Source organism: Pseudomonas sp. 2957 (assembly GCF_031456345.1).
Classification (GTDB): domain Bacteria; phylum Pseudomonadota; class Gammaproteobacteria; order Pseudomonadales; family Pseudomonadaceae; genus Aquipseudomonas; species Aquipseudomonas siliginis.
This window is the reverse complement of sequence record NZ_JAVDUL010000001.1, coordinates 1,232,356-1,256,175: the sequence shown is the minus strand read 5'-3', so window position 1 is coordinate 1,256,175 and position 23,820 is coordinate 1,232,356. Positions and strand designations below refer to the sequence as shown.

The following is a 23,820-nucleotide window of genomic DNA, read 5'->3' as shown; positions in this document are numbered from 1 at the left end:
TCCATAGCTACAACAACTACCGGTCACCGGTCGCCATGGAGAAAATGGCGGCCTGAAAAACCCTAACGGGTGTCCAATATTACTTGACCAGTTCAAGCCCGCTCCCACAGGGTTTTGTGGCACCACCAAATCATTGGTCAACGCGGAACATTGTGGGAGTGAGCCTGCTCGCGAAAGCGCTGGGTCAGTCGGCAAAGATGCTGGATGTGCCGCGGTCTTCGCGAGCAGGCTCGCTCCCACCGGGGATTTAGCGCACGGATATTCCAACCATGGCCGGTCGAAACTGGTTTTCACGATGTCGGTGACTGAACTGCATCAGGGTGCGCGGGAGAGCCTCTCACTCTAATTCCAGAGTGGGAGGCATCGATTAAATCGCTCGATCAGCGTGACGGCGGATGTTCGGTTGACACCGAATTGGCCGCATCCACATCTGACATATCTTCCTCGACCGGTCCCTCATCGTCCGGCGGCAAAGGCACCTCGGGATTTTCCCGCTTGGGATCGTGCCCGGTCTCGTTGTCGGTGGTGCGCGTCACGGCTTGTTGCGACTGGTTGCCCGGTGCGTTTTCATCAATGTCCATGTCGGTCTCCGATGTGATTCAGCGATAGATACCTGAACGTGTGAAATGCCGGCGCGTGACAAGTGCCCGGCAATGGACGAACGGTGACTCGCCGGCCGGCCCTGAACGCAAAAAACCTGCTGTTTAAAGCAGGCTTTTGCGTTGTGTAGGAGGCTTACTTCTGCTGCGTCAGCGCCGAGTAGCTGTTCATCAGGTTGCGGTAGTTGGGAATACGCTGCGACAGCAGATTGCCCAGGCCTTCGATGTCGTTGCGCCAGTCGCGGTGCAGCTCACAAGCTACAGAGAACCAGTTCATCATCTGTGCGCCGGCCTGAGTCATGCGGCTCCACGCGGCTTGCTGAACAGTGGTGTTGAAGGTGCCGGACGCATCAGTCACCACAAACACATCAAAACCTTCCGCCAGCGCCGACAGGGTCGGGAACGCTACACAGACATCCGTTACGACACCGGCAATGATGATCTGCTTGCGCCCGGTGGCCTTGATTGCCTTGACGAAGTCTTCGTTGTCCCAAGCGTTGATCTGACCTGGGCGAGCGATGTACGGCGCGTCCGGGAACATCTCTTTCAACTCCGGTACCAGCGGGCCGTTCGGGCCTTGTTCGAAGCTGGTGGTGAGGATGGTTGGCAGGTCAAAGAACTTGGCCAGATCCGCCAGCGCCAGCACGTTGTTCTTGAACTCGTTCGGCGAGAAGTCCTGCACCAGCGAGATCAGACCGGTCTGGTGGTCAACCAGCAGCACGATAGCGTCGTCTTTGTTCAGGCGGTTGTAGGTTGGAGTGGTCATGGTGTGCGTCCCTTTTCAAGTTTGGAGTTTTGTTGTTGCGTTCAAGTTGGGTACAGATTACTGACGCACAGCAAAGGGATAAATCGGCTGAAAAGTGTTTCACCGTCCACTCAAACCGGACAATGGCAAACGTTGAAATGCTCGACGGTTAATCCGCCAGAACGGCGCCATGCTATGCTCCGACAGAGAAAACGAGGGGTTAACAATGAGCGAATCAGCCACTGACAGCGTCGCGAGCGAAGTATGCAAGCTTGCAGAAAAACACCGCATTGGCGCCGAGCGTGACGGCCTGAGCCGCATGGCGGCAACGATAACGCAACTGGCTGGTGATGCCGTCGAGCTAGATAATGTTGAGCAGTTGCTGGTTAATCTGAAGCGAAAGGGTGTGTTGAACAAGGCAGAAATCATGGCCTTGCAAGGACGTTACCTTCAGGAAAAAAGGCGTTCGAAAAAGCAGCTCAGCGCATGACGTTCGACCCCTTCGGCGATTTCGAAACTGAAGGCTACCTTCGCAACTCGCTCAAGCTGAAAGACCCGGTTGAAGTAAAGGAATCGGAACATCTCTCTTTCGAAGCCAGTATCGAAGAAGCCCTTGCTCATCTGGCAAAAAAGAGATCCATCGACTATCAAGCGATACTCAAAACTCATGAAATCCTGTTTGCCGGTTTCTACCCATGGTCAGGCAAAGACAGGAATGAGCTTGTTCCCCACCTCGCGGTTTTCAAAGGATCAAAAGACGATCCGCATCACACACCTTTCGAGCGACCTGAGCTGATTAAAAGATCCGTCGAATATGCGCTGGAGCTCGCTGCAAACAAAAAACGCTTCCACGAGCGCCCTGGCGAGGTGATGGGCCAATTGGCTTTCGCTCATCCGTTTCTGGATGGTAATGGGCGGACCATCCTGCTCGTTCACATGGAACTATGCTATCGAGCCAAGTTCGCCATCGATTGGTCGAAGACCAACAAAGATGCGTATTTACGGGCGCTCAGCGACGAGATCCGCGATCCTTCCAGAGGCCACCTGGACGATTATCTGAAGCCTCACGTCGTAAACATCTCAAGCCGTGAGGAATGGCCCGGAGTGATTGGCGATATCAAAGGGTTGGACGGTTTGGACAAGGAAGGAATCGTCTACGCGAATCTGGACAATCCCGACATTCAGCAACTGTATGAAACCTACAGAACGCAGCCAATAAAGTGACCAAGAAACCTGCTGTTAAAAGCAGGCTTTATTTGTCTGGCGGTCTGCGCGACGCAGACCTGCTTACGCACCCTGACGACTCAAACTGAAATTCACTCAATCGTAAAACGGCTCAACCAACGCCCGACTACCGACAAAGAAACTGTCCGCCACCAGGCGCAACGGTTGCAGGTCGAGGTCGCTGGCCTTGTCGCTGATCAATTGCTGGAAGTGGCGGTAGACCGCTGCGTACTCGCCCTCCTCCGACACGCTTTGCTTCACGCCGTCGATGCTTAGCACCGCGCCGCCATTGTCCAGACGCAGGACGCCTTCGACGCAGCGGATTTCGATGCTCCACAGTTCGTCGTGGCCATGGTCGAAATCGAACTCGGCGCGAACGTCCAACTGCTGCGCATCGGACATTTTGATCGAGGCAGCAATCGGCGACTGGCAGTTGCTCGGCACGCGCAGTTCGGCGGCTTCGACAAACAGCGGCAGCGCCAGCAAGTGGGTGACGATCGACAGCGCGTTGATGCCCGGGTCGAAGACGCCGAGGCCGCCCGGCTGCCAGATCCACGCTTGACCCGGATGCCACTTGCGTACGTCTTCCTTCCAGTCGATCCGAACGCTTTGCAGGGTGCGGCTGGCCAACCAGTCACGGGCGGCGGCGATGCCCGGTGCGTAGCGTGAATGCCAGGCGAACAAAGCGCTGACGCCTTGATCGGCGACTTGATCGACCAGGGCCATAGCCTCGCCCAATGTCGCACAGGGCGGTTTTTCCACCAGCACGTGCTTGCCGGCAGCCAACGCCTGTTGCACCAGTGCGAAGCGCCCCTGTGGCGGCGTGCAGAACGCAATTGCGTCGACAGTCGGGCCGTTTTCGAGCAGTTCGCCCAGCGACTGGAAGTTTTCCACGCCGACGCAAGGTTTGCCTTGGGTAGCGACCGCCACCAACTGGAACGCCGGGTTGGCGAGGATGGCGGGGACGTGTTGATCCTGGGCGATCTTGCCGTAGCCCACCAGGCCGAGACGAATCGGTTGCATTACAGACTCCTGTTGTTGTTTTGGTCTTTGCAGCGCAGCGGCAAGAGTACGTGTTTCTGCGCTCGCCTCCAATCGTCATACTATTTAAATCAAGTTTGGTCGCGGCGAACGCATCGCTTATTCGTCATTTCTTCTTACACCTTTTGTCGTCCGATCCCGCACCGCGCGGCGATCGGCAGCCGGCGATCAGCCTCAGTTTGCTATCATGCGGCGCTTTTACGGTTAACCCCCCGCCAGTCCTGCCGACTCGCGGGCTGCAAAAGGCGGTATTAGATGACGGCTTTGTTGACTCGCCGCAAGGTACTTGCGGGAATGGGCGTGCTCGGGCTCGGCCTGCTCGCCGGTTGCGACACACGTGGCCAACTGTCGTACAAGTACGGCAAGGATCTGAGCGACAAGATCCTCGGACGCACCTTCAAGCTGAAGAACCCCGAAGGCGAAACCATGTCGCTGTCGAGCTTTCGCGGGATGATGCCGATGATCTTCTTCGGCTTCACCCAGTGCCCGGCCGTTTGCCCCACCACCCTGGCCCGCGCCGCGCAGATCAAGAAACTCATGGGCCGCGACGGCGACCGCCTGCAAGTGGTGTTCATCACCCTTGACCCTGAGCGCGACACGCCGCAGATCCTCGACGCCTACGTCAAAGCCTTCGATCCGAGCTTCGTCGCGCTGTACGGCACACTTGAGGAAACCAAGGCCACCGCCAAGGAATTCGACGTGTTCTACGAGAAGGTCCCGGCCGGCGACACCTATACCATCTCCCATACGTCCACCAGCTACGTCTACGACTCGCGTGGTGAGTTGCGCCTGGGCCTGTCCACTTCGCTGACAGCCCAAGAGTGCACGGAAGATTTGCTTACTGTTATGGAGGTCTGCTGATGCATCCCGTTCTGAATCACCTCAAACGCACCGTATGTGCACTGTCCCTGCTCGGCCTGGCCTTCCAGGTGTCGGCGCAGACCAAAGTCGACGATGCCTGGGTCCGTGCCACCGTGCCGACCCAGTCCGCCAGCGGCGCGTTCATGACCGTCACTGCCGACACCGACAGCAAGCTGCTCAGCGTTGCCTCGCCAGTGGCCAAGGACGTTCAGATTCATGAAATGAGCATGAAGAACGATGTGATGACCATGGGCCCGGTGAAGTCCGTTGAGCTGCCTGCCGGCAAAGCCGTGAGCTTCGACCCGAACGGCTACCACGTCATGCTGATGGGCCTGAATGGTCAGTTGAAGGAAGGCGACAGCGTGCCGCTGACCCTGACCGTGGAAAACGTCAAGGGCGAGAAAGAAACCATTGAAGTCAAGGCACCGGTCCGCGCGCTGACCAACATGGGCGGCCACGATCACAGCAAGATGCATTGATCGCTGACGGAAAGACTGTTCGCCCGACACATAAACGGGGCGGCCTGATCGATGATCGGGCCGCCCCGTTTTTTTGCCCGGAAGAGGGTTTACGCGGCTAAACCTGTGGGAGCGAGCTTGCTCGCGAAGGCGTCAGGCCAGTCAACTCATCTGTGGCTGAAACTCCGCTTTCGCGAGCAAGCTCACTCCTACAGTAGTTCCGGGTGATGCCCAATCCCTCAACTCCCCGCACCACCATGCGCTTCTTCAAAGAAGTAATCCTTCCAGCTCGCCGCTTTGTTCTTCAACACGCCCAGTTCCTGCAATTTCTCGGCATATATAAACGTGCGTTGCGGTACGACGGTGAAGTCGATTTCCGGGTCTTTGACGATTTGCTCGACCAGAGCCAGCGGCAGTTTCGATTGTTCGACGCGGATGTAGGCTTGGGCAGCGGCGGGCTTGTCGGCTTTGATGATCTGCTCGGCTTCGGCCAGTGCGTCGTAGAACGCCTTGTAGGTTTTCGGGTTTTCGTCGTGGAATTTTTCCGTGGTGTAGAGCACGTTGAACGTCGCCGGGCCGCCGAGGATGTCGTAGGAACTCAGCACTTTGTGCACGTTGGGGTTTTGCAGAGCCTGGTACTGAAACGGTGGGCTGGAGAAATGCGAATTGATTTCCGAGCCGCCGGCGATCAGCGCGGCGGTGGCGTCAGGGTGCGGCAGGCTGACCGAAATGTTGTCGAATTTCTTGAACTGGTCGTCGCCGAATTCTTTCGCGGTTTCAATTTGCAGGGTGCGCGACTGAAAACCTACGCCTGCGGCCGGCACGGCGATACGGTCCTTGTCGCTGAAGTCCTTGAGGGTTTTGATGTTCGGGTTGTTGGTCAGCAGGTAATTGGGCATCGAGCCCAGCGCGGCGATGGCTTTGACATTCTGCTTGCCCTTGGTGCGGTCCCACACGGTGAGCATTGGCGGCACGCCGGCCGAGACCACATCCAGCGCTCCGGTCAGCAGCGCCTCGTTCATCGCCGTGGCGCCGGAAATGCTGTTCCAGTCGACCTTGATGTCCAGACCCTGAGCCTTACCGTGTCTCTCGATCAGCTGTTGATCGCGTACGACATCGAGAATCAGGTAACCAATGCCGAATTGCTGGGCGATGCTGATCCTGCCCTCGGCTTGGGCGCCGCTACTGAACAGCGCACCCGCTGCCAGAGTAGCGGCCAACAGAGTCAGCGCAGAACGTTTGAACGGTGTGGCCATGACAACCTCGCAGCATGGGGGGTGGGCTGAAAGGCCTGACTTTATAGCTATAAAAAATAGAAATTAAATATCCTTATCGCATATCGATAGCACTGAGCGATTTGACGTCTGCTGCTGGAATTCAGGAGCAGTGGATGAACCTACAACAGTCTGAAACAAAAAACTGCCCTCGGGAAAAATGGCACTGCGCCCCACAACCCACGCCCGCTATGGGCACGCGCCGTTTCGGGGATCGCCGGCCGCGGGTTTTAAAAAGCCGATCAGCCTTCCTGCCCTTGGTATCATCACCCACACTTTTTTGACCCTTTGATGACAAGCAGGCCTTTTTTGTGAGCGCTCTTTTCAACTGGCTGCGGCGGCCGAATGCCCGCCTTCTTTCTCTAATCGTTTTGGTAATGATCGTGCCGGTGTGCCTGCGTGCAGCGTTGGGCTGGTCGACACCGCTGGGCTTTTTGTCGGATCTGGCCGTGGGTAGTCTGCTGGTGGTAGCGCTGCATCGCCGTACGTGGTGGCTGGCCTTGCCGGTGCTGGTGATTTGGGCGCTGCTGGCGATCGCCACGGCAGAATTGGTCAGCGCCGTCGGCCGCCTGCCGACGCCTTCGGATGTTCACTACCTGATCGACCCGCAGTTCGTCGAGAACTCCACTGGCGGCGGACTTGCGCACCCTGCCCTGGCCATTGCCTTGCTGGGTGCGTTGGTTTTCTGGCTGCTGGCCCAATTTGTGGGGCGCGGTCTGGCTCGTCCGGCATTGCCGCGCGCGGCCTGGGCAGCGCCGATCGTTTTGTTCGCCGCGCACTGGGGCGCGCTAAACCTGTGGCCGAATGACGGCGACGCCTGGCGCCTGTACAACCTGCCGCATCAATTGCTCGCTAGCGAAGTGGCCGACTTGCAGATCCAGGCCGAGGAGTGGCTGGACGGCGACGTCGAAGAACCGACACCGGCGATGGCCGGGCTCACCGATGTCGATCTCATTGGCCAGAAGCTGCTCGCCGCGCCGGGTCAGGCGCGCAATGTGTTGATCATTGCCCTGGAAGGAATCCCCGGCGCCTACATCCGCGCCAACCGCGAAGCGATCGGCAGTCATTACCAGGAAGACCTGATGCCCAACCTCAGCCGCTGGGCCGAGCGCGGCATGAACACTCCGGATTACGTGCTGCACACCCATCAAACCATTCGCGGTCTGTACGCCATGCTGTGCGGTGACTACGACAAGCTCAACAACGGCACGCCCAAAGGCGTGGAAATGCTCACCCTCAACGAACGCAATCAGGCCTGCCTGCCGGCGCAGCTGCGCGAACACGGCTTCAGCACTCATTATTTGCAGGGCGCCGGCCTGCGCTTCATGGCCAAAGACAAGATCATGCCGCACATCGGTTTCGATGCGACCCACGGCCTGGAATGGTTCAGCAACAGCAACTATCTGGAGTTCCCGTGGGGCAAGGATGACAAGGCGTTTTTTGAAGGTGCGCTGGATTACGTCGGCCAGTTGAAAAAGCAAAAGCAGCCGTGGATGTTGACTCTGCTGACGGTCGGCACCCATCAGCCCTACTCCGCACCGGAGGATTATCTGCAGCGTTATGAGACGCCCAAGCAGGCTGCCGTCGGTTATCTCGACGATGCGCTGGATCAGTTTCTTTCAGGGCTGGAGCGCCAAGGCGTTCTCAAGGACACACTGGTGGTGATCACCTCGGATGAATCCCATGGCATCGACGGCGTGCGGCTGGCCTCCTCGTGGGGTTTCAACCTGACGCTGGCACCGGAGCAGGCGCAACTGCCGCGTCTGAATGCCGGGGTTTATGGTCACGTCGATCTGAGCACCTCGATCCTCGACTATTTCGACCTGCCGGTGCCGACTGCGCTGAGCGGGCGGTCGCTGTTTCGCGACTACGATTCGGGGCGAGAAATCATGTCGTTCACCAACGGCAAACTGCGCTACCACAACGGTCAGGGCATCTTCTCCGAGTGCGATCTGCCGCGCCGCTGCCGCTATTACCAAAGCACCGGTTTCATCGCCGAAAGTGCCACATACAAAGGCACCTACAGCGGCCACCCGGCCCGGCAAATCGCCGCGCGCGCCGATGCGCTGGACCTGTCCTTGCTGCGCACACCGCTCAATCATCGCTACCAGTTCGGCAGCAACAACATCATCCCTCTGCAAGCGCAGATAAAGGATGACTGGGCCGACAACCTGATCGGCGCGCAATACCTGGAAATGCCCAAAGGCTCGCACACCCGCGTGCGCCTGACCGTGCGCTCGGTCGATCCGCAGCAGGCGGCGTACATTCAGCTCAAGGCCAAGGAATTTGAACAGGACGTGCAACTGGGCCTGCCAGCAGAAATGGTCGCCACGGCGGATCAGCCGCTGGAGATGGATTTCAGCTTTGAAAACCCGCAGCCGCGCAAAGCCTTCTCGTTTCATTTGCTGGGCTACGGCAATGGCGCGGTTGAAGTATCGGACTTCAGCGTGATCACTGAACTGCCTGGGCAGGATGACATTCTTGATGACGTGCCCGAGGACGACACCGCGCAATCGAGTTGACGTCTTTGTTTATAAAGGCTGCACTCGCCTGTCACTTTGCTTCGGGTTAACGAGTGTAAGATCGAAATCGCCTGTCACTTTCCCGGTTTTTCCCAGATCCAGAGCAAAAGTGCCTGTTACGGTTTTGCGAAAATTGGAAAAGGTGATGATAAGTTCACCCTCAATAATAGGTTGGTCAAAATGATTGATCACAACCTTCCAATGCCGCCCCATGGTTGGAAAAATCACTGTGTGAGGACCATCTCCCTCTAGCGCATTCGGCACAGACAAATCGACCGTGTTTATAAAATCTTCAGTTCCGATGATGATAAATTCCTTCTCGGTCTCTGCATAAACACATAACTTGCTCTCCAGAAATTTATCGTCATCGAGAAACGCGACGAAGCTACCGGTAGCATTTCGTTTGTTCATAAGGTCACTTGTTCTGTCCTGAGACATGTCGATATTCCCTTGAGGTAAAGGTGACGTTGCGTTGACTCCAACGTATTGGGATTGCGTGGTATCAACCACTGTCAAAGCTGACAGTTTTTAAGATCGCTTCGAAATAACGCCGCTTTTGCATCACGATATCGAGGTAGCAAAAGAGCCTGCCTATCGCCTGCCAAGACTGCGGCTATTAGCCGACTTGCCAACTCGGGTCTAGCCTTACCAGTCCGAAGTCGGCACGAGCCGGCCGCAGACCTGATAGGGATCCGAACATGGCAAACGAATCGAAATGCCCGTTCAACCACGCCGCCGGCGGCGGTACGACGAACCGTGACTGGTGGCCGAATCAACTCAATCTGAAAATCCTCAGCCAGCATTCCCCCAAGTCCGATCCACTGGGCCAGGACTTCGACTACGCCAAAGCCTTCAAAAGCCTCGACTTCCAGGCGCTGAAACAAGACATCAAAGCACTGATGACTGATTCTCAGGACTGGTGGCCAGCCGATTTCGGCCATTACGGCCCACTGTTCGTGCGCATGGCCTGGCACAGCGCCGGGACCTATCGCACCGCCGACGGCCGTGGCGGCGCCGGCTCCGGTCAGCAACGCTTCGCCCCGCTCAACAGCTGGCCGGACAACGTCAGCCTCGACAAGGCCCGCCGCCTGCTGTGGCCGATCAAGCAGAAATACGGGCGCAACATTTCCTGGGCCGACCTGATCGTGCTCACCGGCAACGTCGCGCTGGAGTCCATGGGCTTCAAGACCTTCGGTTTTTCCGGGGGCCGCGCCGATGTCTGGGAACCGGATGAAGACGTGTACTGGGGTTCGGAAACCGAGTGGCTGGGCGGCGACAACCGTTACGGCAAGAGCAATGGCCCAGTGCAAGAGCCCGGTGACGGCACGCTGGTGGCTGAGCCCGATTTGCATGGCCGTGAAGAAAGCCGCACCGATCAGGGCGAACGCAATCTGGAAAATCCCCTCGCCGCCGTGCAGATGGGCCTGATCTACGTCAACCCTGAAGGCCCGGAAGGCAACCCGGATCCGGTGGCCTCGGCCAAGGACATTCGCGAAACCTTCGGCCGCATGGCCATGAACGACGAAGAAACCGTGGCCCTGATCGCCGGCGGCCACGCGTTCGGCAAGACCCATGGCGCCGGCCCGGCTGACAATGTCGGCCCCGAACCGGAAGCGGCCGGTCTGGAGCAACAGGGTCTGGGCTGGAAAAACGCCTTCGGCACCGGTAAAGGCGCCGACACCATCACCAGTGGTCTGGAAGTGACCTGGACCACCACGCCAACGCAGTGGAGCAACAACTATCTGGAAAACCTGTTCGGCTTCGAGTGGGAGCTGACCAAAAGCCCGGCGGGCGCCAATCAGTGGCAACCGAAAAACGGCGCGGGTGCAGGCACCGTTCCCCACGCTCACGATCCGAACAAGAAGCTCTCGCCGACCATGCTCACCTCTGACCTGGCGCTGCGCTTCGATCCTGCATACGAGCAGATTTCCCGGCGTTTCCTGGCCAATCCCGATCAGCTCGCCGACGCATTTGCCCGCGCTTGGTACAAGCTGATCCATCGGGACATGGGGCCGCTCTCTCGCTACCTCGGCCCGGAAATGCCACAAGAGGAATTGCTCTGGCAAGACCCGCTGCCCGACGTGACGCACCCGCTGATTGATGACAGCGACGCTGCGGCGCTGAAAAACAAGGTGCTGAATTCAGGACTGTCGGTGTCGCAACTGGTCTCGACCGCGTGGGCTGCAGCATCGACCTTCCGCGGTTCGGACAAGCGCGGTGGCGCCAACGGCGGACGCTTGCGTCTGGCCCCGCAGAAGTTCTGGCAGGCCAACCAGCCCGAACAACTGGACAAAGTGCTGAGCACGCTGGAAAGCATTCAGAGCGAGTTCAACAACGGCGCCGCCGGTGGCAAGAAAATCTCGCTGGCGGACCTGATCGTCCTGGCCGGTAATGCCGGAGTGGAAAAAGCCGCGCAGAACGCCGGGCATTCAGTGTCGGTGCCGTTCTCGCCAGGCCGCGTCGATGCTTCGCAGGAGCAGACCGATGTTGAATCGTTCGGCTTCCTCGAACCGATCGCCGATGGTTTCCGCAATTACAGCAAAGGCAAATACACGGTTGCGGCAGAAACCCTGCTGATCGACAAGGCGCAATTGCTTACCCTCACGGCACCGGAAATGACCGTGCTGCTGGGTGGTTTGCGGGTATTGAACACCAATGTTGGCCAGACCCGGCATGGCGTGTTCACCGATAAAACCGAAACGCTGAGCAATGACTTTTTCACCCACCTGCTGGACATGGGAGTTGAGTGGACCCCAACGTCACGGGATGCCGATGAGTTTGAAGGCCGTGACCGCAAGACCGGGGCGCCAAAGTGGACGGCGACTCGAGTGGATCTGGTGTTCGGCTCGAATGCGCAATTGCGCGCATTGGCCGAGGTGTATGCCAGTTCCGACGCGAAGGCGCAGTTCGTCAACGATTTCGTCAAGGCGTGGACGAAGGTGATGAATCTGGATCGGTTTGATCTGCGTAAATAGCTGTTTGTTGTGCCAATAAAAATGCCGCTCGTTGAGCGGCATTTTTTTGTTGATCGTTCCCACGCGCAGCAAAGGAATGCAGCAAGGGACGCTCTGCGTCCCAAAGCCGATGCAGAGCGTCGAGAGAGGCATTCCCACGCAGAACATGGGAACGATCAATTAAACGCCCCAAACATTTAATCGGCGTTACGCCAGGCTTTTGCTCACCACTTCATACACATCACTGGACAGCGACCCGGACGCCAGAATCCGCTCCAGCTCAGCCTTCATCAACGCCTGACGCGCGCTGTCGTATTTGCGCCAGCGGGTCAGCGGGGCCAGTTGGCGCGAGGCGATCTGCGGGTTGAAGCCGTTCAGTTCGATCACCAGATCGGCAAGGAAGCGATAACCGGAACCGTCCGCCGCGTGGAAGTTGATCAGGTTCTGCCCGGCGAACGCGCCGATCAGTGCCCGCACCTTGTTCGGGTTCTTGATGTTGAACGCCGGGTGCTGCATCAACGCCTTGACGCGCGCCAAACCGCCCGGCAAGGTGCTGCCGGCCTGCACGCTGAACCACTGATCCATGACCAGCGGATTGTCCTTGAAGTGCTCGGCGAAGCTGGCCAGTGCCAGGGCCTTCTGCTCTTCGAACGGCGAGTTGACCAGCACCGCCAGCGCGGTCAGGCGCTCGGTCATGTTGTCGGCAGCCTCGAATTGCGCCAGCGCCGCTGCCAACACTTCCGGCTTGCCGCTGAGCATCAGGTACGACAGGGCGATGTTCTGCAAGGCGCGACGGGCGAAGTGCTCGGCTTCGGCCACGTACGGAGTCTTTTTCGACAAATCGCGGTTGGCCTGATAACGCAGCCACAGCGCTTCGAACAAGCCTTCGGCGAGTTGCTTGCGGGCGAACTCGCGAGCGACGTGAATCGCCTCGACGTCAGCCACTTCGCTGATCTCGGTGAGATAAGCCTCACCCGGCAACGAGAGCATTTCGGCAACCATCGCCTGATCCAGCGACTCATCGGACAGCACCGTGCGCAGCGCCGACACCAGACGCGGATCGAGCTTCAGGCTCTCGCCTTTCTGATGCTGGCCGATCAACTCTTGAAGCACTTGCACCGACAGTTGCTGACCGGCATCCCAGCGATTGAAGCCGTCGCTGTCGTGCTGCATCAGGAACATCAGTTGATCGCGGTTGTACGGGAAGCTCAATTTCACTGGCGCCGAGAAGCCACGCAGCAGCGACGGCAGCGGCTGTGCGTTAATGTCGACGAAAGTGAAGGTCTGCTCGGCGTCGGTCACCGAGATCACCCGAGTGGTGCCTTGTGCCGAAGCTTCACCAGCCAGACGCAGAGCGATTTCATTGCCCTGGCTGTCGAGCAGGCCGAGCTCGACCGGAATCACGAACGGCAGTTTTTCTACCTTGTCCGGGGTCGGCGGGCAGCTCTGGCGGAAGGTCAGGCTGTAGGTTTTCGCCGCAGCGTCGTAGGACTCGCTGACGGCCAGACGCGGTGTGCCGGCCTGGCTGTACCAGCGTTTGAACTGGCTGAGGTCAACGCCATTGGCATCTTCCATGGCCTTGACGAAGTCGTCGCAGGTCACGGCCTGACCGTCGTGGCGTTCGAAATACAGATCGCTGCCCTTACGGAAGCCTTCGGCGCCCAGCAGGGTGTGAATCATGCCGACCACTTCCGAGCCCTTTTCATACACGGTCAGGGTGTAGAAGTTGGAAATCTCGATGAAGCTGTCCGGACGCACGGCGTGGGCCATCGGCCCGGCATCTTCGGCGAACTGGTGAGTACGCAGATAGGCCACGTCCTGAATGCGCTTGACCGTCGCCGAGTTCATGTCCGAGGAGAAACCGGCATCGCGGAACACCGTAAAGCCTTCCTTGAGCGACAGCTGGAACCAGTCACGGCAGGTCACGCGGTTGCCCGACCAGTTGTGGAAATATTCGTGGGCGACGATCGCCTCGACCCGCTGATGCGCGGCGTCGGTGGCAGTTTCGGCGCGGGCCAGCACGGCGCTGGAGTTGAAGATGTTGAGGCCCTTGTTCTCCATCGCGCCCATGTTGAAATCGTTGACCGCGACGATCATGAAGATGTCCAGATCGTACTCGCGACCGTAGACCTCTTCGTCCCAGCGCATGGATTTCTTCAGGCTGTTCATCGCGTGCTGGCACTTGTCGATGTTTTCCGGCTCGACATAAATGCGCAGCGCGACGTTGCGCTGGCTCATGGTTGTGAAAGTGTCTTCGACGCACCACAGATCACCGGCGACCAGCGCAAACAGGTACGCCGGTTTCTTGAACGGATCTTCCCAGGTCGCCCAGTGCCGGCCGTCTTCGCCGGGGCCGGAAGTGATCGGGTTACCGTTGGAGAGCAACACCGGGTAGCTGTGCTGTTCGGCCACGACGGTGGTGGTGAACTTGCTCATCACGTCCGGGCGGTCGAGGTAATAGGTGATCTTGCGGAAGCCTTCGGCCTCGCACTGGGTGCAGAACATCGTGCCGGACTTGTACAGGCCTTCCAGCGCGGTATTGGTTTCCGGATGGATGCGCACGCTGGTGTCGAGGGTGAAGGTTTCACTGGTCGGTTGCAGCGTCAGGTGACTGTCGGAGACTTGATAGTCAGCGGCGCTCAGCTCCTGGTCCGCCAGCGTCACCGACAGCAGCTCGAGTTGCTGGCCGTCGAGCACCAGCGGCGGCAGGCCGGCGCCGCGTTCAGGGTTGCGGCGCATCACCAGTTGCGCGTGAACCAGGCTGTGGTCCTCGAACAACTCGAAGGTCAGGTGCGTTTCGTCGATCAGGTACTCGGGCGCCTGATAGTCCTTGAGGTAAATCATCTTCGGTTGCTCGGTGCGCATGCTGGAATCCTTATTGATGCACGGCGAGCTGGTACGCCGTGTATTTACGAATGTTGATCACGCCGGTGTCGAAGATCAGGTACTGGCCCTTGATCCCCAGCAGCGTGCCTTCGGCAATCGGGTTCTTGTCCAGGTTGAAGCTGACGATTTTCGCCGGGTATTGCTCGACGGGATAGCGGATTTCCAGCGGTTCGACATCGGCAATCGTCTGAATCGCCTGTAGGCCGAATCGCTCCTGCAACCCTTGCAGGCCTTCGGCGCAGCTTTCGAACAACTGGTCGCGCACCTGGGGCAGATCCACCGCCGCCGCATCACCTTTGAGCAGCGCGCGCCAGTTGGTCTTGTCCGCCACCTGGCTGCGGAACAGGTCCTCGACAAAGCCCGATTGCTGCCGCGTAGACACGCGCATGATCGGCAGCGCCTGACTCGCGCCCTGGTCGAGCCAGCGGGTCGGCAACTGCGTGGCACGGGTGATGCCAACCTTGATGCCTGACGAATTGGCCAGGTAAACCACATGGTCGGTCATGCAGAATTTCTCGCCCCACTCCGGATCGCGGCAGGTGCCGGCGTCGAAGTGGCAGCGTTCCGGGCTCATGATGCACAGGTCGCACTGCGCCAGTTTGGTCATGCACGGGTAGCAATAACCCTGACTGAAACTGGTTTTGGTCTTGCGCCCGCAATGGGTGCAGTGGATCGCCCCCAAAAATTCCAGACGCAGCGTGCTGCCGATCAACGGATTGACCGGCACCTCGACGTCATCCAGACGAAACGCGTACTGCACGTTCGACCCGTCCAGACGCGCCGACATTTTGCTGATTGCACCGCGGCCAATCTCGATCAATGGATGGCATCCGATTTGAACAGGATGTTCGGCACTTCGATCGACTTCGACGCACATTCTTGCGGGCCCATGTAACCGGTGCGCTGGTCTTCAGGCAGGTTCTGGATTTCCCAGGCAATCATCGCCTGCAACGACAGCTCGCGCTGTTCGACAGTGAGTTTGTTGCCGTCGGACCATTTGCCGATTTCCACGGCCAGTTTCAGGCTTTCGTAGATGTCCGGGGTGATGTTGTTGATCATGTCGTTGAAAGAGGACATCAGGGTCTCCGTGCTCTTTGCTGAAACAAAAATGTTAGACGGCCAGTTTACGGCGGTTATACAAACCGCCCAACAAACCGGTAAAGCATCCGATGAGTAACCCGCTCAGGTGCGCGGCGTTGGCGATCTGGCCGAAACCGATCAGCGAGATCAGCCCGGACATGCACACCACCAGCCACACCAGCATCATCACCAGCACGCCGCGCGGCAGACGATAGGCCGGGTTCGGCGCCAGCAACTGGAAGATCCAGCAATGCCCGAGCAAGCCGTAAAGCACGCCGGACAGCCCACCAAACAGGCTCGGGCCGCTCCAGACGAACTGGGCGTAGTTGGACACCAGACTGAACAGCAGCGTCAGGCCGATCAGGTTGATGCTGCCCTGGCGCGACTCGATGCGCCGCCCCAGCTCCCAGTACCACATGCCGTTCATGGCCAGATGGAGGATGCCGAAGTGGATCAGCATCGGCGTCACCAGCCGCCACCACTGCCCCGCCGCGAGGCTGTCGGCCAGCGGCGTGAAGTGGATGTACTCACCGATCACGCGGAAATCGAGGAAGGTCAGCCAGCGCAGCGTTTCCAGGTTTTCGCCGAGGAAGGTCAGACCGCCGACGATCAGGCTCAACAGCAGAATGAACCCGGTGGCTTTGGCGTGTTTCAGCTGCTCGGCGAAGCTCGGGCGCTTGAAGGTCTGGCCCATGGGTACATCCAGTTGCTGATCCGGGTCGCCGGCCGGGAAGCGCTCGTACAAGGAACGCACGTCTTCGCTGATTTCTTCTGGTGCCCACAGCACCTGTTCGCCCGCCTCTTCGCTGACCCGATGCGGGACCTGCATGCGCTGCAACAGTTTGACGAAACCGCTCAAATCCACCGCCAACGGCAGGCGCAATACCGCTACCGCACTCATTGCAGCACCTCCGGCCGCTCGACATCGACCCAGACAAATTTTTGCGGATCCAGGCGCGTTTCCTGATCCAGACGATAGGCCACCAGTTTGCCGTAGAGCACGGCGCTGTAATCCAGGCACGCGAGGTTCGGGCGGATCGGCGCCGGTTTGCCGCTGCGCCAGTAGTGGCCGACGAACAGCAACGGCTCGTCGACGCCGTAGCGCAGCAAGGAATTCTTTTCAGTGGACGTCAGCGGCGTCTGCGCGACAGGTTCCGGCAGTGCATCGGGCTGGAACACGATGTCGCCGTAGGTTTTCGGGTCGTCTTCCCAGAACTTGGTGCGGAAGAACGAACGCACCAGACCGTCGCCGCTGGTCATGGTCAGGCCGCCCGGCAGACGCATGTCGGTACCACGCAGCAAGCGATCGAACACAGTGCAGGCGAAGCTGCCGGGAACGGCCGAGGCCTGGAGAAAGTGTTCATCGACGCAGCCATTGGGGAACAACGCCCGCAGCGGCTCGATCAGTCCGGCGTCCCAGCAAGCGTGGACGACGCGGAAGCGCCCGGCATCGACGAACAGCGGCAGCTCGTAGAACCACTGCTGGAAGTCATGCCAGTCACCGGGATGGCCCTCGAATTGGCTCAGGGTTTCCTGCAACAGCCGCGCGTGGCGCTTGGTGTGTTCGCGCACGAACTGCTTGCCGCTGCCCGGTGGCGCCGGGGTGACCCAGCCGAGCGCATTGAATTCATGGTTGCCCATGATGCACAGCGCCTGCCCCGCCTCGACCATGTCGTGGACGATGTGCAGCGCCTCGCGAATGCGCGGGCCACGGTCGATGATGTCGCCGACGAACACCGCCATGCGCGACGGATGCCGCCAGACCCCGCCCTGCTTGTGATAACCGAGACGGTCCAGCAAGTGTTCGAGGGTCATGGCGCATCCGTGCACGTCACCGATCAGGTCGTAACTGCGCGCGGGATCGAGCATCAGTCGCCTCCGCCCCCCAGCTTGCTGCCCCAGCCAAGCTTGGTGCGGCACACCTCGTAGTAATTGTGATCGAGCGGATGAATCAGGCGCAGCTTCTGCGCTTTCTTGCTCACGGTAATGGTGTCGCCCGGTGCGCAGGTGAAGTGGTTCTGGCCGTCGCAGGACACCTGCGGGTAGATCTGCATATCTTTGGACACGACGATTTTCAGCTCACTGTTGCCATCGACCACGATCGGCCGTCCCGACAAGGTATGGGGGTACATCGGCACAATCACAATAGCGTCGAGCTTGGGATGCATGATCGGCCCGCCGGCAGACAACGCGTAGGCAGTGGAGCCGGTCGGCGTCGCGACGATCAGGCCGTCGGCCTTCTGGCTGCAGACGAACTGGCCGTCGATGTACAGCTCGAATTCGATCATCCGCGTCGATTTGCCCGGGTGCAGCACCACATCGTTGAGCGCATCGCCCTGGCCGATGGCCTCGCCATGGCGACGCACTTCGGCTTGCAGCAGGAAACGGTTTTCTACCAGATAGTGGCCGTCGAGCACTTCGGCGACCTTGATTTCCAGCTCGTCGGGGCGAATATCGGTGAGGAAGCCAAGGCTCCCGCGGTTGATGCCCAGCACCGGAATATTGTGCCTGGCCAGCGCCCGCGCGGCGCCGAGCAGGCTGCCGTCGCCGCCGACGACGATGACCATGTCACAAACTTCGCCGAGCATCTTGCGCGACGAGGTTTGCAGGCCATGGCCGGGCAGGACTTCAGCGATGGTGTCTTCGAGGATCACATGCAGGTGACGGTCGAGCAGAAAGCGTTTCAGTCGGCGGACGGTATCCAGCACCTGGGAACTGCCCAGGCGACCGATGATGCCGATATTACGAAATTGCTCCATGGGACCTCTGCGGACAATCGAAAACGCGAAAACCCGATTATGGGCGAAAGCGCCAGATAGACAAAATCCTTTCAGCCTCAAGGGTGCACTCAGGTTTAAGGCTATGCTCGCAAGATGATCCTGTTCCCCGAATTGTTGCAATTGCCCCATCGATTACGCCATCCCGAAGTGCGGGACCTGGCGTGGGTGATCCTCGCGCCGCCGATGCTCGCTGCCACGCCGTGGCCCCAGCGCCATCCGCTTGCCGGCAGCGAATGGGTGCACGACCCGCAGCGCCTCGAACATTGGCTGCACCAGCTCGACCGCGACAGTTACGGCCTGCTGCAATGGCTGTCTCAGGCGCGCACCCGGCGTCTGGGTCTGTATTACGAGCGTCTTTGGCAGTTCGCCGTCTCGCATGCGCCGGGCATCGAACTGATCGCCGCCAACCTGCCGATTCGCCGCGCCGGGCACACCCTCGGCGAACTCGACATGCTGCTGCGTGACCGCGACGGCGTGCATCATCTGGAACTGGCGATCAAGCTCTACCTTGGCCCGCAGGATGGCGATGGCCGCGATCCCGCGCAGTGGCTGGGGCCGGGTTGTCATGACCGGCTGGATCGCAAACTGGCACATCTGGCCGAGCATCAATTGCCGATCTCGGCGCGCCCGGAAAGCCGCGAGGTGCTCGCGGCGCTGGATATCGAAACCTTCAGCGCGCAGTTGTGGCTGGGCGGTTATCTGCTGTATCCGTGGCCGGGGCAGGCCGACTCACCGAACGGCGCGCATCCACAACATCTGCGTGGCAGCTGGCTGCATCAGAAGGACTGGCCGGCGTTTGTCGCACAGCGCCCGCCGGGCCGCTGGCAACCCCTGCCCCGCCATGCGTGGCTGGCGCCGGCGCATTACCCGGCGGATCAGGTCTGGACAGATGAGCACCTGCGTTTGTGGCTGGAAGACCTGCCAGCACTGGCCCCGGCGCAGTTGATGGTACGCCTGACCGAGAATGCCCAGGGCGAAAGGGAAGAGGCCGAACGTTTGTTTCTGGTGGCGGATCTTTGGCCGAATGTCCCCGGCCAAGCCTGAGATTTGTAGTGCCTGACCCAATTCGCGAGCAGGCTCGCTCCCACAGAGAAAGCATCTCAAATGTGGAATGCGATCCCTGTGGGAGCGAGCCTGCTCGCGAAAAGAGCAACTCGGTCTATAGGGATAGCCGCACCGCCAGTGCCGCCAACGTCACCAGCAACACCGGCACGGTCAACACAATCCCGACACGGAAGTAATAGCCCCAGCCAATATGGATGCCTTTGCGCTCCAGCACATGCAGCCACAACAACGTTGCCAGACTGCCGATCGGAGTGATCTTCGGCCCCAGGTCGCTGCCGATCACGTTGGCGTAGATCATCGCTTCTTTGATCACGCCGCTGGCCTGACTGGCGTCGATCGACAGCAAGCCGATCAGTACCGTTGGCAGATTGTTCATGATCGACGACAGCAGCGCCGTCAGCACCCCGGTGCCCATGGCCGCGCCCCACACGCCGTGACCGGCGAATACGTCCAGCCACCCGGCGAGGTAACCGGTGAGCCCGGCGTTGCGCAGGCCGTACACCACCAGGTACATGCCCAGCGAGAAAATCACGATCTGCCACGGCGCTTCTTTCATCACTTTGCGCGTGGAGATCTTGTGGCCGCGCGCAGCGATACCCAGCAGCAGCGCGGCGCACACAGCGGAAATAGCGCTGATCGGAATGCCCAGCGGTTCGAGGGCAAAGCAGCCGATCAACAGGATCACCAACACCGCCCAACCGGCGTAGAACGTCGCTTTGTCGTGGATCGCGGTTTGCGGATTTTCCAGTTGTTCCGGGTCGTAAGCCGCCGGGATGTCACGACGGAAAAACCACAGCAACATGCCCAGCGTCGCCGCCACGCTGACGAAGTTCACCGGCACCATGACTGCTGCATAACGGTTGAAGCCGATATTGAAGAAGTCCGCAGAAACGATGTTGACCAGGTTCGACACCACCAGCGGCAGGCTCGCCGTATCGGCGATAAACCCGGCGCCCATGACGAAGGCCAGCGTCGCCGCCGGTGAAAAGCGCAGCGCCAGCAGCATCGAAATCACAATCGGTGTGAGTATCAGCGCCGCGCCGTCATTGGCGAACAGCGCAGAGACCAGCGCGCCGAGCAGCACCATAAAGGCAAACAGTTTGCGCCCACTGCCCCGCCCCCAACGCGCCACGTGCAGCGCCGCCCAGTTGAAAAAACCAGCCTCGTCGAGCAACAGGCTGATGATGATCAGCGCGACGAAGGTGCCGGTCGCATTCCAGATGATCTGCCAGACCAGCGGGATGTCCGTGAGGTGAACGACGCCAAAAATCAACGCCAGCACGGCGCCCAACGTTGCACTCCAGCCGACGCCGAGACCTTTGGGTTGCCAGATGACGAGGGTGATGGTCAGCAGGAAAATCAGTGACGCAGCGAGCATTCGCAGAAGCCTTCAAATAGCGAAACGAGTGGAAATCGAACAAATGTGGGAGCGAGCCTGCTCGCGAAAGCGGTGTGTCAGACGCGAAATTCTTATCTGACAGTCCGCCTTCGCGAGCAGGCTCGCTCCCACAGTGAGTTTCGGTAAGTTTATTTCTTGTGTTGCTCGACGAACTGGCCGTACGCATCGATGAATTTCTGCAGGAACGGTTTCACCGAGTCGCTCAGTTTGCCCGATTCGTCGAACGCGTTACCGGCGCCGCCCAGGTAGGCTTCCGGCTGTTGCAGGCAATGGATATCAAGGAAAACAAAGGTCTGGCGCAGGTGCTGGTTGGCGCCGAAGCCGCCGATGGCGCCTGGCGATACGCTGATCACCGCGCCGGGTTTGCCACTCCACGCGCTCTGGCCATAAGGACGGGAACCGACGTCGATGGCGTTCTTCAACGGTGCCGGGATCGAGCGGTTGTACTCGGGGGTAACAAACAGCACCGCGTCGGATGACGCCACTTTCTGACGGAAAGTGCTGTAGGCTGCCGGCGGAGAAGCGCCGTCGATGTCTTCGTTGTACAGCGGCAGTTCACCGATTTCGACAATCTCGAGCTTGAGATTGGCCGGTGCCAGTTCGGCGAGGGCCAGTGCGACTTTGCGATTGATCGATGCTTTGCGCAGGCTACCGACCACTACAGCGACGTTGTAGACATTGCTCATGGATGACTCTCGATGGTCCGTGGGAAGAGTCGCTAGTTATAGATGATCCAGTGACATTTTCACCAGTGGTCATTGGTTTTTCCTGCGCGAGGAATATTTTTTTCCCGTAGGAAAACTTACCGAGCTTGCTGACGGTCTACAAAGCCGCAAATCAAGCGTTTTATCTCCAGAGGTTCTAAGCAGATGGCAGCAGTACTCGTCGGTCAGTTTCATGCAAGAGATGCGGAAGGCCGCGTTTATTCCGTGCATGAATTCCAGGAATCGAACCCGTCTGCAGACGGATCCACTGGCTCGGAGCCCATTTACAAACTCGCCATTGGCGATCGGGTCAACAAGGTCAGTGACAGCGAGTTTCTCCTGGTGCAATCAGGCATTACCCTGATCCGCGAACCTGAGCCAACCGTCGCTCAATAACCTAGCGTTATGAGCAGAAGTCATGCGAGCGGACTTGGGGTAGGATTCAGCGTCTGACCCCACCTGCTGAACATGGACTTCACGCATGCGTTTACGCCACATCGAAGTGATTCAGGCGCTCTTGCAGACCGGTCACCTGGGCACCGCCGCCGAATGGCTGCAACTGCCGGTGACCGAGGTCGAAGAGCGTTTGCGCGAAGCCGAGAGTCAGTTGGGGTTCATGCTGTTCGCCAGCGTTCGCGGGCGCCTGCAATCGACCCCCGAAGCGCGCGCCTTGCAGGTGGAAATCGCACACGTTTATGAGGCGCTTGAGCCGGTGCAGCGTCTGGCCAGCAGCCTCAAGCAGTACCTCGCCCCGCCCTTGCGCATCATCGGCACCCCGCCGCTGGCCCAGCAATTGCTGCCACAAAGCCTTGCGACTCTGCGTCGGCGCTTGCCGGACGCACCTTGCAGCCTGCTCAGCGCGCCGACTCGCGACATCGTTCGCAGCCTGTTACTGCGCGAAAGCGATCTGGGCCTGAGCCTGCACGATCCCGAACACCCCGATATCCACTGCCAGCCGCTGGCCCAGGGCAAGCTGCAATTGCTCGCTCCGCACGGCTGGCTGCAGCCGAAACAGAAATACATTTCCCTCGCGGATCTGGCCGGTCAGGCCATGGTCGGTCTCGAAGGTCAGGATCCGCTGAGCCCGGCGCTGGAAAACAAACTTCAGGCCTTGCGCCCGGCGCCAAGCATTCAGACCCGCGTGCAGACCCATCAGATGATGCGCAGCATGGTCGAGGCCGGCGAAGGTCTGGCCATCGTCGATCCGTTCACCGCTCTGGGCGCCCGCGCCGGTGGCCTGGACGTCTGCCCATTGTCACCGGCGGTGCCGATCAGCCTCTACGCCCTGACCTTCAAACATGCCGCGCCGTCGGCGGCGATTCAGACCTTGCTGGCGATCGTCACGGAACAAGCCGAGGCGATGTTGTCGAGCTGAGTGGTTTTTCCAGCGGATTATCGAACAGGCGATACCAGAACAACGCGACTTCGGCGGTATGCGGATCGATGCCGCGATAGCGCAACTGGTCGATGCCGCCAATCACGTAACCGCAGCGCTCATACAGACGACAGGCGCCGAGATTGTTGTTCTGGGTTTCGAGCATGATGCCCGGCAGCTTCTTCTTGCGACTCCAGAACTGCGCGACATCGAGCAACGCCTTGGCCACACCGTGGCGGCGGGCCGGGGCGTGCACCGCCAGTTCATCGATGTGGGCAAAGCCGTTCCAGTTGGTGCTGATCACCAGGTGGCCGACCGGCTCGTCGTCCAGGTACGCCATGAAAATCGCACTGTCGGGCGCGTTGTGAAAGGCGCTGAATTCTTCGGGATCGATGCCGTAGCACTTGCGGTACGGCACGATTGGCGTTACCGGCCATTGCTCGACCGGTTTGCCGATCACGGCAGCGCCGTAGGCAGCGACCTCGAAACTGAAGTCGCTGCCCCAGATATACGGCGCAAAACCTTCGTCGGCTACACGCACCGACAACCCTGGGTATTTCGGATTCATGACCGGTTGCATACTGGGAAAAGTCCTCATTCCTTGACGCAGCCGACGGTGTCGACCTTACCGTCGCGATGGATGATTGCCAGCGCAAATTTCAACTCTTTGTACATGAGGCTCAGTGTCCTGAGGCGGCAGATTTGCACCTGACCAGTGCACTCAGGGTAGAGGGTTGTGGCGAATGTGGCGAGGGTGGCAACTTGGCTCCATGTCGCCAAACGCAAAAAATCGCTGCCTTCTGGCCCCTACTATGGAATGCAATCCCCGTAGGAGCTGCCGAAGGCTGCGATC

The 23,820-nt window shown here is 59.5% G+C and carries 23 protein-coding genes; 9 read left to right on the top strand and 14 right to left on the bottom strand.

The annotated features are described in order from the left end of the window. Nucleotides 1-380: 380 nt before the first annotated feature. Nucleotides 381-581 (bottom strand): hypothetical protein, encoded by a 201-nt coding sequence (locus J2Y39_RS05685; protein WP_310215773.1) that lies wholly within the window; start codon nt 579-581, stop codon nt 381-383. Nucleotides 582-735: 154 nt separating this feature from the next. After that, a complete protein-coding gene (gene ycaC, locus J2Y39_RS05680) occupies nt 736-1,365 on the bottom strand; it encodes an isochorismate family cysteine hydrolase YcaC (protein ID WP_016774235.1) in 630 nt (209 codons plus the stop codon). A 205-nt stretch (nt 1,366-1,570) separates the two neighbouring features. Between ycaC and J2Y39_RS05675 the strand changes: the two genes are divergently transcribed. Beyond that, on the top strand, nt 1,571-1,834 hold the full coding sequence (locus J2Y39_RS05675; RefSeq protein ID WP_016774224.1) for a hypothetical protein: 264 nt from the start codon (nt 1,571-1,573) through the stop codon (nt 1,832-1,834). Next, nucleotides 1,831-2,568, top strand: a complete 738-nt coding sequence (locus J2Y39_RS05670; protein ID WP_310215770.1) for a Fic family protein — start codon at nt 1,831-1,833, stop codon at nt 2,566-2,568. The genes J2Y39_RS05675 and J2Y39_RS05670 overlap by 4 nt, the downstream gene beginning before the upstream one ends. A gap of 96 nt (nt 2,569-2,664) precedes the next feature. On the opposite strand, the gene J2Y39_RS05665 is transcribed toward J2Y39_RS05670, so the two are convergent. Continuing rightward, nucleotides 2,665-3,591 (bottom strand): Gfo/Idh/MocA family oxidoreductase, encoded by a 927-nt coding sequence (locus tag J2Y39_RS05665; RefSeq protein WP_310215766.1) that lies wholly within the window; start codon nt 3,589-3,591, stop codon nt 2,665-2,667. Nucleotides 3,592-3,864: 273 nt separating this feature from the next. Between J2Y39_RS05665 and J2Y39_RS05660 the strand changes: the two genes are divergently transcribed. Further along, the gene (locus tag J2Y39_RS05660) at nt 3,865-4,470 is read left to right on the top strand and encodes an SCO family protein (protein WP_016774221.1); all 606 of its coding nucleotides are present in this window, start codon (nt 3,865-3,867) and stop codon (nt 4,468-4,470) included. Then, nucleotides 4,470-4,949, top strand: coding sequence for a copper chaperone PCu(A)C (locus tag J2Y39_RS05655; protein ID WP_310215763.1), 480 nt, complete (start codon nt 4,470-4,472; stop codon nt 4,947-4,949). Before J2Y39_RS05660 ends, J2Y39_RS05655 begins: the two co-directional genes overlap by 1 nt. Before the next feature lie 218 nt (nt 4,950-5,167). Here J2Y39_RS05655 and J2Y39_RS05650 read toward each other — a convergent pair whose 3' ends face one another. Further along, entirely contained in the window at nt 5,168-6,184 is a 1,017-nt protein-coding gene (locus J2Y39_RS05650; RefSeq protein ID WP_095179586.1) for an ABC transporter substrate-binding protein, read from the bottom strand. 329 nt (nt 6,185-6,513) lie between these two features. Between J2Y39_RS05650 and J2Y39_RS05645 the strand changes: the two genes are divergently transcribed. Next, the gene (locus J2Y39_RS05645) at nt 6,514-8,724 is read left to right on the top strand and encodes an LTA synthase family protein (RefSeq protein ID WP_310215761.1); all 2,211 of its coding nucleotides are present in this window, start codon (nt 6,514-6,516) and stop codon (nt 8,722-8,724) included. Between the two features lie 9 nt (nt 8,725-8,733). On the opposite strand, the gene J2Y39_RS05640 is transcribed toward J2Y39_RS05645, so the two are convergent. Further along, nucleotides 8,734-9,162, bottom strand: a complete 429-nt coding sequence (locus tag J2Y39_RS05640; protein WP_310215759.1) for a hypothetical protein — start codon at nt 9,160-9,162, stop codon at nt 8,734-8,736. Nucleotides 9,163-9,422: 260 nt separating this feature from the next. On the opposite strand from J2Y39_RS05640, the gene katG reads away from it, so the two are divergent. Next, entirely contained in the window at nt 9,423-11,699 is a 2,277-nt protein-coding gene (katG, locus tag J2Y39_RS05635) for a catalase/peroxidase HPI (protein ID WP_310215757.1), read from the top strand. 186 nt (nt 11,700-11,885) lie between these two features. Here katG and pepN read toward each other — a convergent pair whose 3' ends face one another. The 6 genes from pepN to J2Y39_RS05605 are packed head-to-tail and all read right to left on the bottom strand — an operon-like array spanning nt 11,886 to nt 18,403. After that, the gene (gene pepN, locus J2Y39_RS05630; protein ID WP_310215755.1) at nt 11,886-14,543 is read right to left on the bottom strand and encodes an aminopeptidase N; all 2,658 of its coding nucleotides are present in this window, start codon (nt 14,541-14,543) and stop codon (nt 11,886-11,888) included. A gap of 10 nt (nt 14,544-14,553) precedes the next feature. Further along, nucleotides 14,554-15,384: a DUF2797 domain-containing protein gene (locus J2Y39_RS05625; protein WP_236169540.1), complete on the bottom strand. Its 831-nt coding sequence runs from the start codon at nt 15,382-15,384 to the stop codon at nt 14,554-14,556. Further along, nucleotides 15,381-15,641 (bottom strand): YeaC family protein, encoded by a 261-nt coding sequence (locus J2Y39_RS05620; protein ID WP_252869208.1) that lies wholly within the window; start codon nt 15,639-15,641, stop codon nt 15,381-15,383. Before J2Y39_RS05620 ends, J2Y39_RS05625 begins: the two co-directional genes overlap by 4 nt. Before the next feature lie 34 nt (nt 15,642-15,675). Continuing rightward, complete coding sequence (locus tag J2Y39_RS05615) at nt 15,676-16,545, bottom strand: rhomboid family intramembrane serine protease (protein WP_236169539.1); 870 nt, start codon at nt 16,543-16,545, stop codon at nt 15,676-15,678. Continuing rightward, a complete protein-coding gene (locus J2Y39_RS05610; RefSeq protein ID WP_150742730.1) occupies nt 16,542-17,513 on the bottom strand; it encodes a metallophosphoesterase in 972 nt (323 codons plus the stop codon). The genes J2Y39_RS05615 and J2Y39_RS05610 overlap by 4 nt, the downstream gene beginning before the upstream one ends. Beyond that, nucleotides 17,513-18,403, bottom strand: coding sequence for an NAD(+) kinase (locus J2Y39_RS05605; RefSeq protein ID WP_041480619.1), 891 nt, complete (start codon nt 18,401-18,403; stop codon nt 17,513-17,515). Before J2Y39_RS05605 ends, J2Y39_RS05610 begins: the two co-directional genes overlap by 1 nt. A 114-nt stretch (nt 18,404-18,517) precedes the next feature. Between J2Y39_RS05605 and J2Y39_RS05600 the strand changes: the two genes are divergently transcribed. Next, entirely contained in the window at nt 18,518-19,468 is a 951-nt protein-coding gene (locus tag J2Y39_RS05600; RefSeq protein WP_310215751.1) for a DUF1853 family protein, read from the top strand. Between the two features lie 115 nt (nt 19,469-19,583). Here the strand turns inward: J2Y39_RS05600 and J2Y39_RS05595 are convergent, their stop codons facing one another. After that, nucleotides 19,584-20,867, bottom strand: coding sequence for an arsenic transporter (locus J2Y39_RS05595; RefSeq protein ID WP_310215748.1), 1,284 nt, complete (start codon nt 20,865-20,867; stop codon nt 19,584-19,586). 149 nt (nt 20,868-21,016) lie between these two features. After that, nucleotides 21,017-21,574, bottom strand: a complete 558-nt coding sequence (locus tag J2Y39_RS05590) for an NAD(P)H-dependent oxidoreductase (protein WP_310215745.1) — start codon at nt 21,572-21,574, stop codon at nt 21,017-21,019. 183 nt (nt 21,575-21,757) lie between these two features. On the opposite strand from J2Y39_RS05590, the gene J2Y39_RS05585 reads away from it, so the two are divergent. Beyond that, entirely contained in the window at nt 21,758-21,988 is a 231-nt protein-coding gene (locus J2Y39_RS05585; RefSeq protein ID WP_071171849.1) for a hypothetical protein, read from the top strand. An 85-nt stretch (nt 21,989-22,073) separates the two neighbouring features. After that, on the top strand, nt 22,074-22,967 hold the full coding sequence (locus J2Y39_RS05580) for a LysR family transcriptional regulator (RefSeq protein WP_310215742.1): 894 nt from the start codon (nt 22,074-22,076) through the stop codon (nt 22,965-22,967). Here J2Y39_RS05580 and J2Y39_RS05575 read toward each other — a convergent pair. Then, nucleotides 22,933-23,547, bottom strand: coding sequence for a GNAT family N-acetyltransferase (locus tag J2Y39_RS05575; RefSeq protein WP_016774208.1), 615 nt, complete (start codon nt 23,545-23,547; stop codon nt 22,933-22,935). The two genes, J2Y39_RS05580 and J2Y39_RS05575, sit on opposite strands and share 35 nt — an antisense overlap. Nucleotides 23,548-23,820 lie beyond the last annotated feature (273 nt).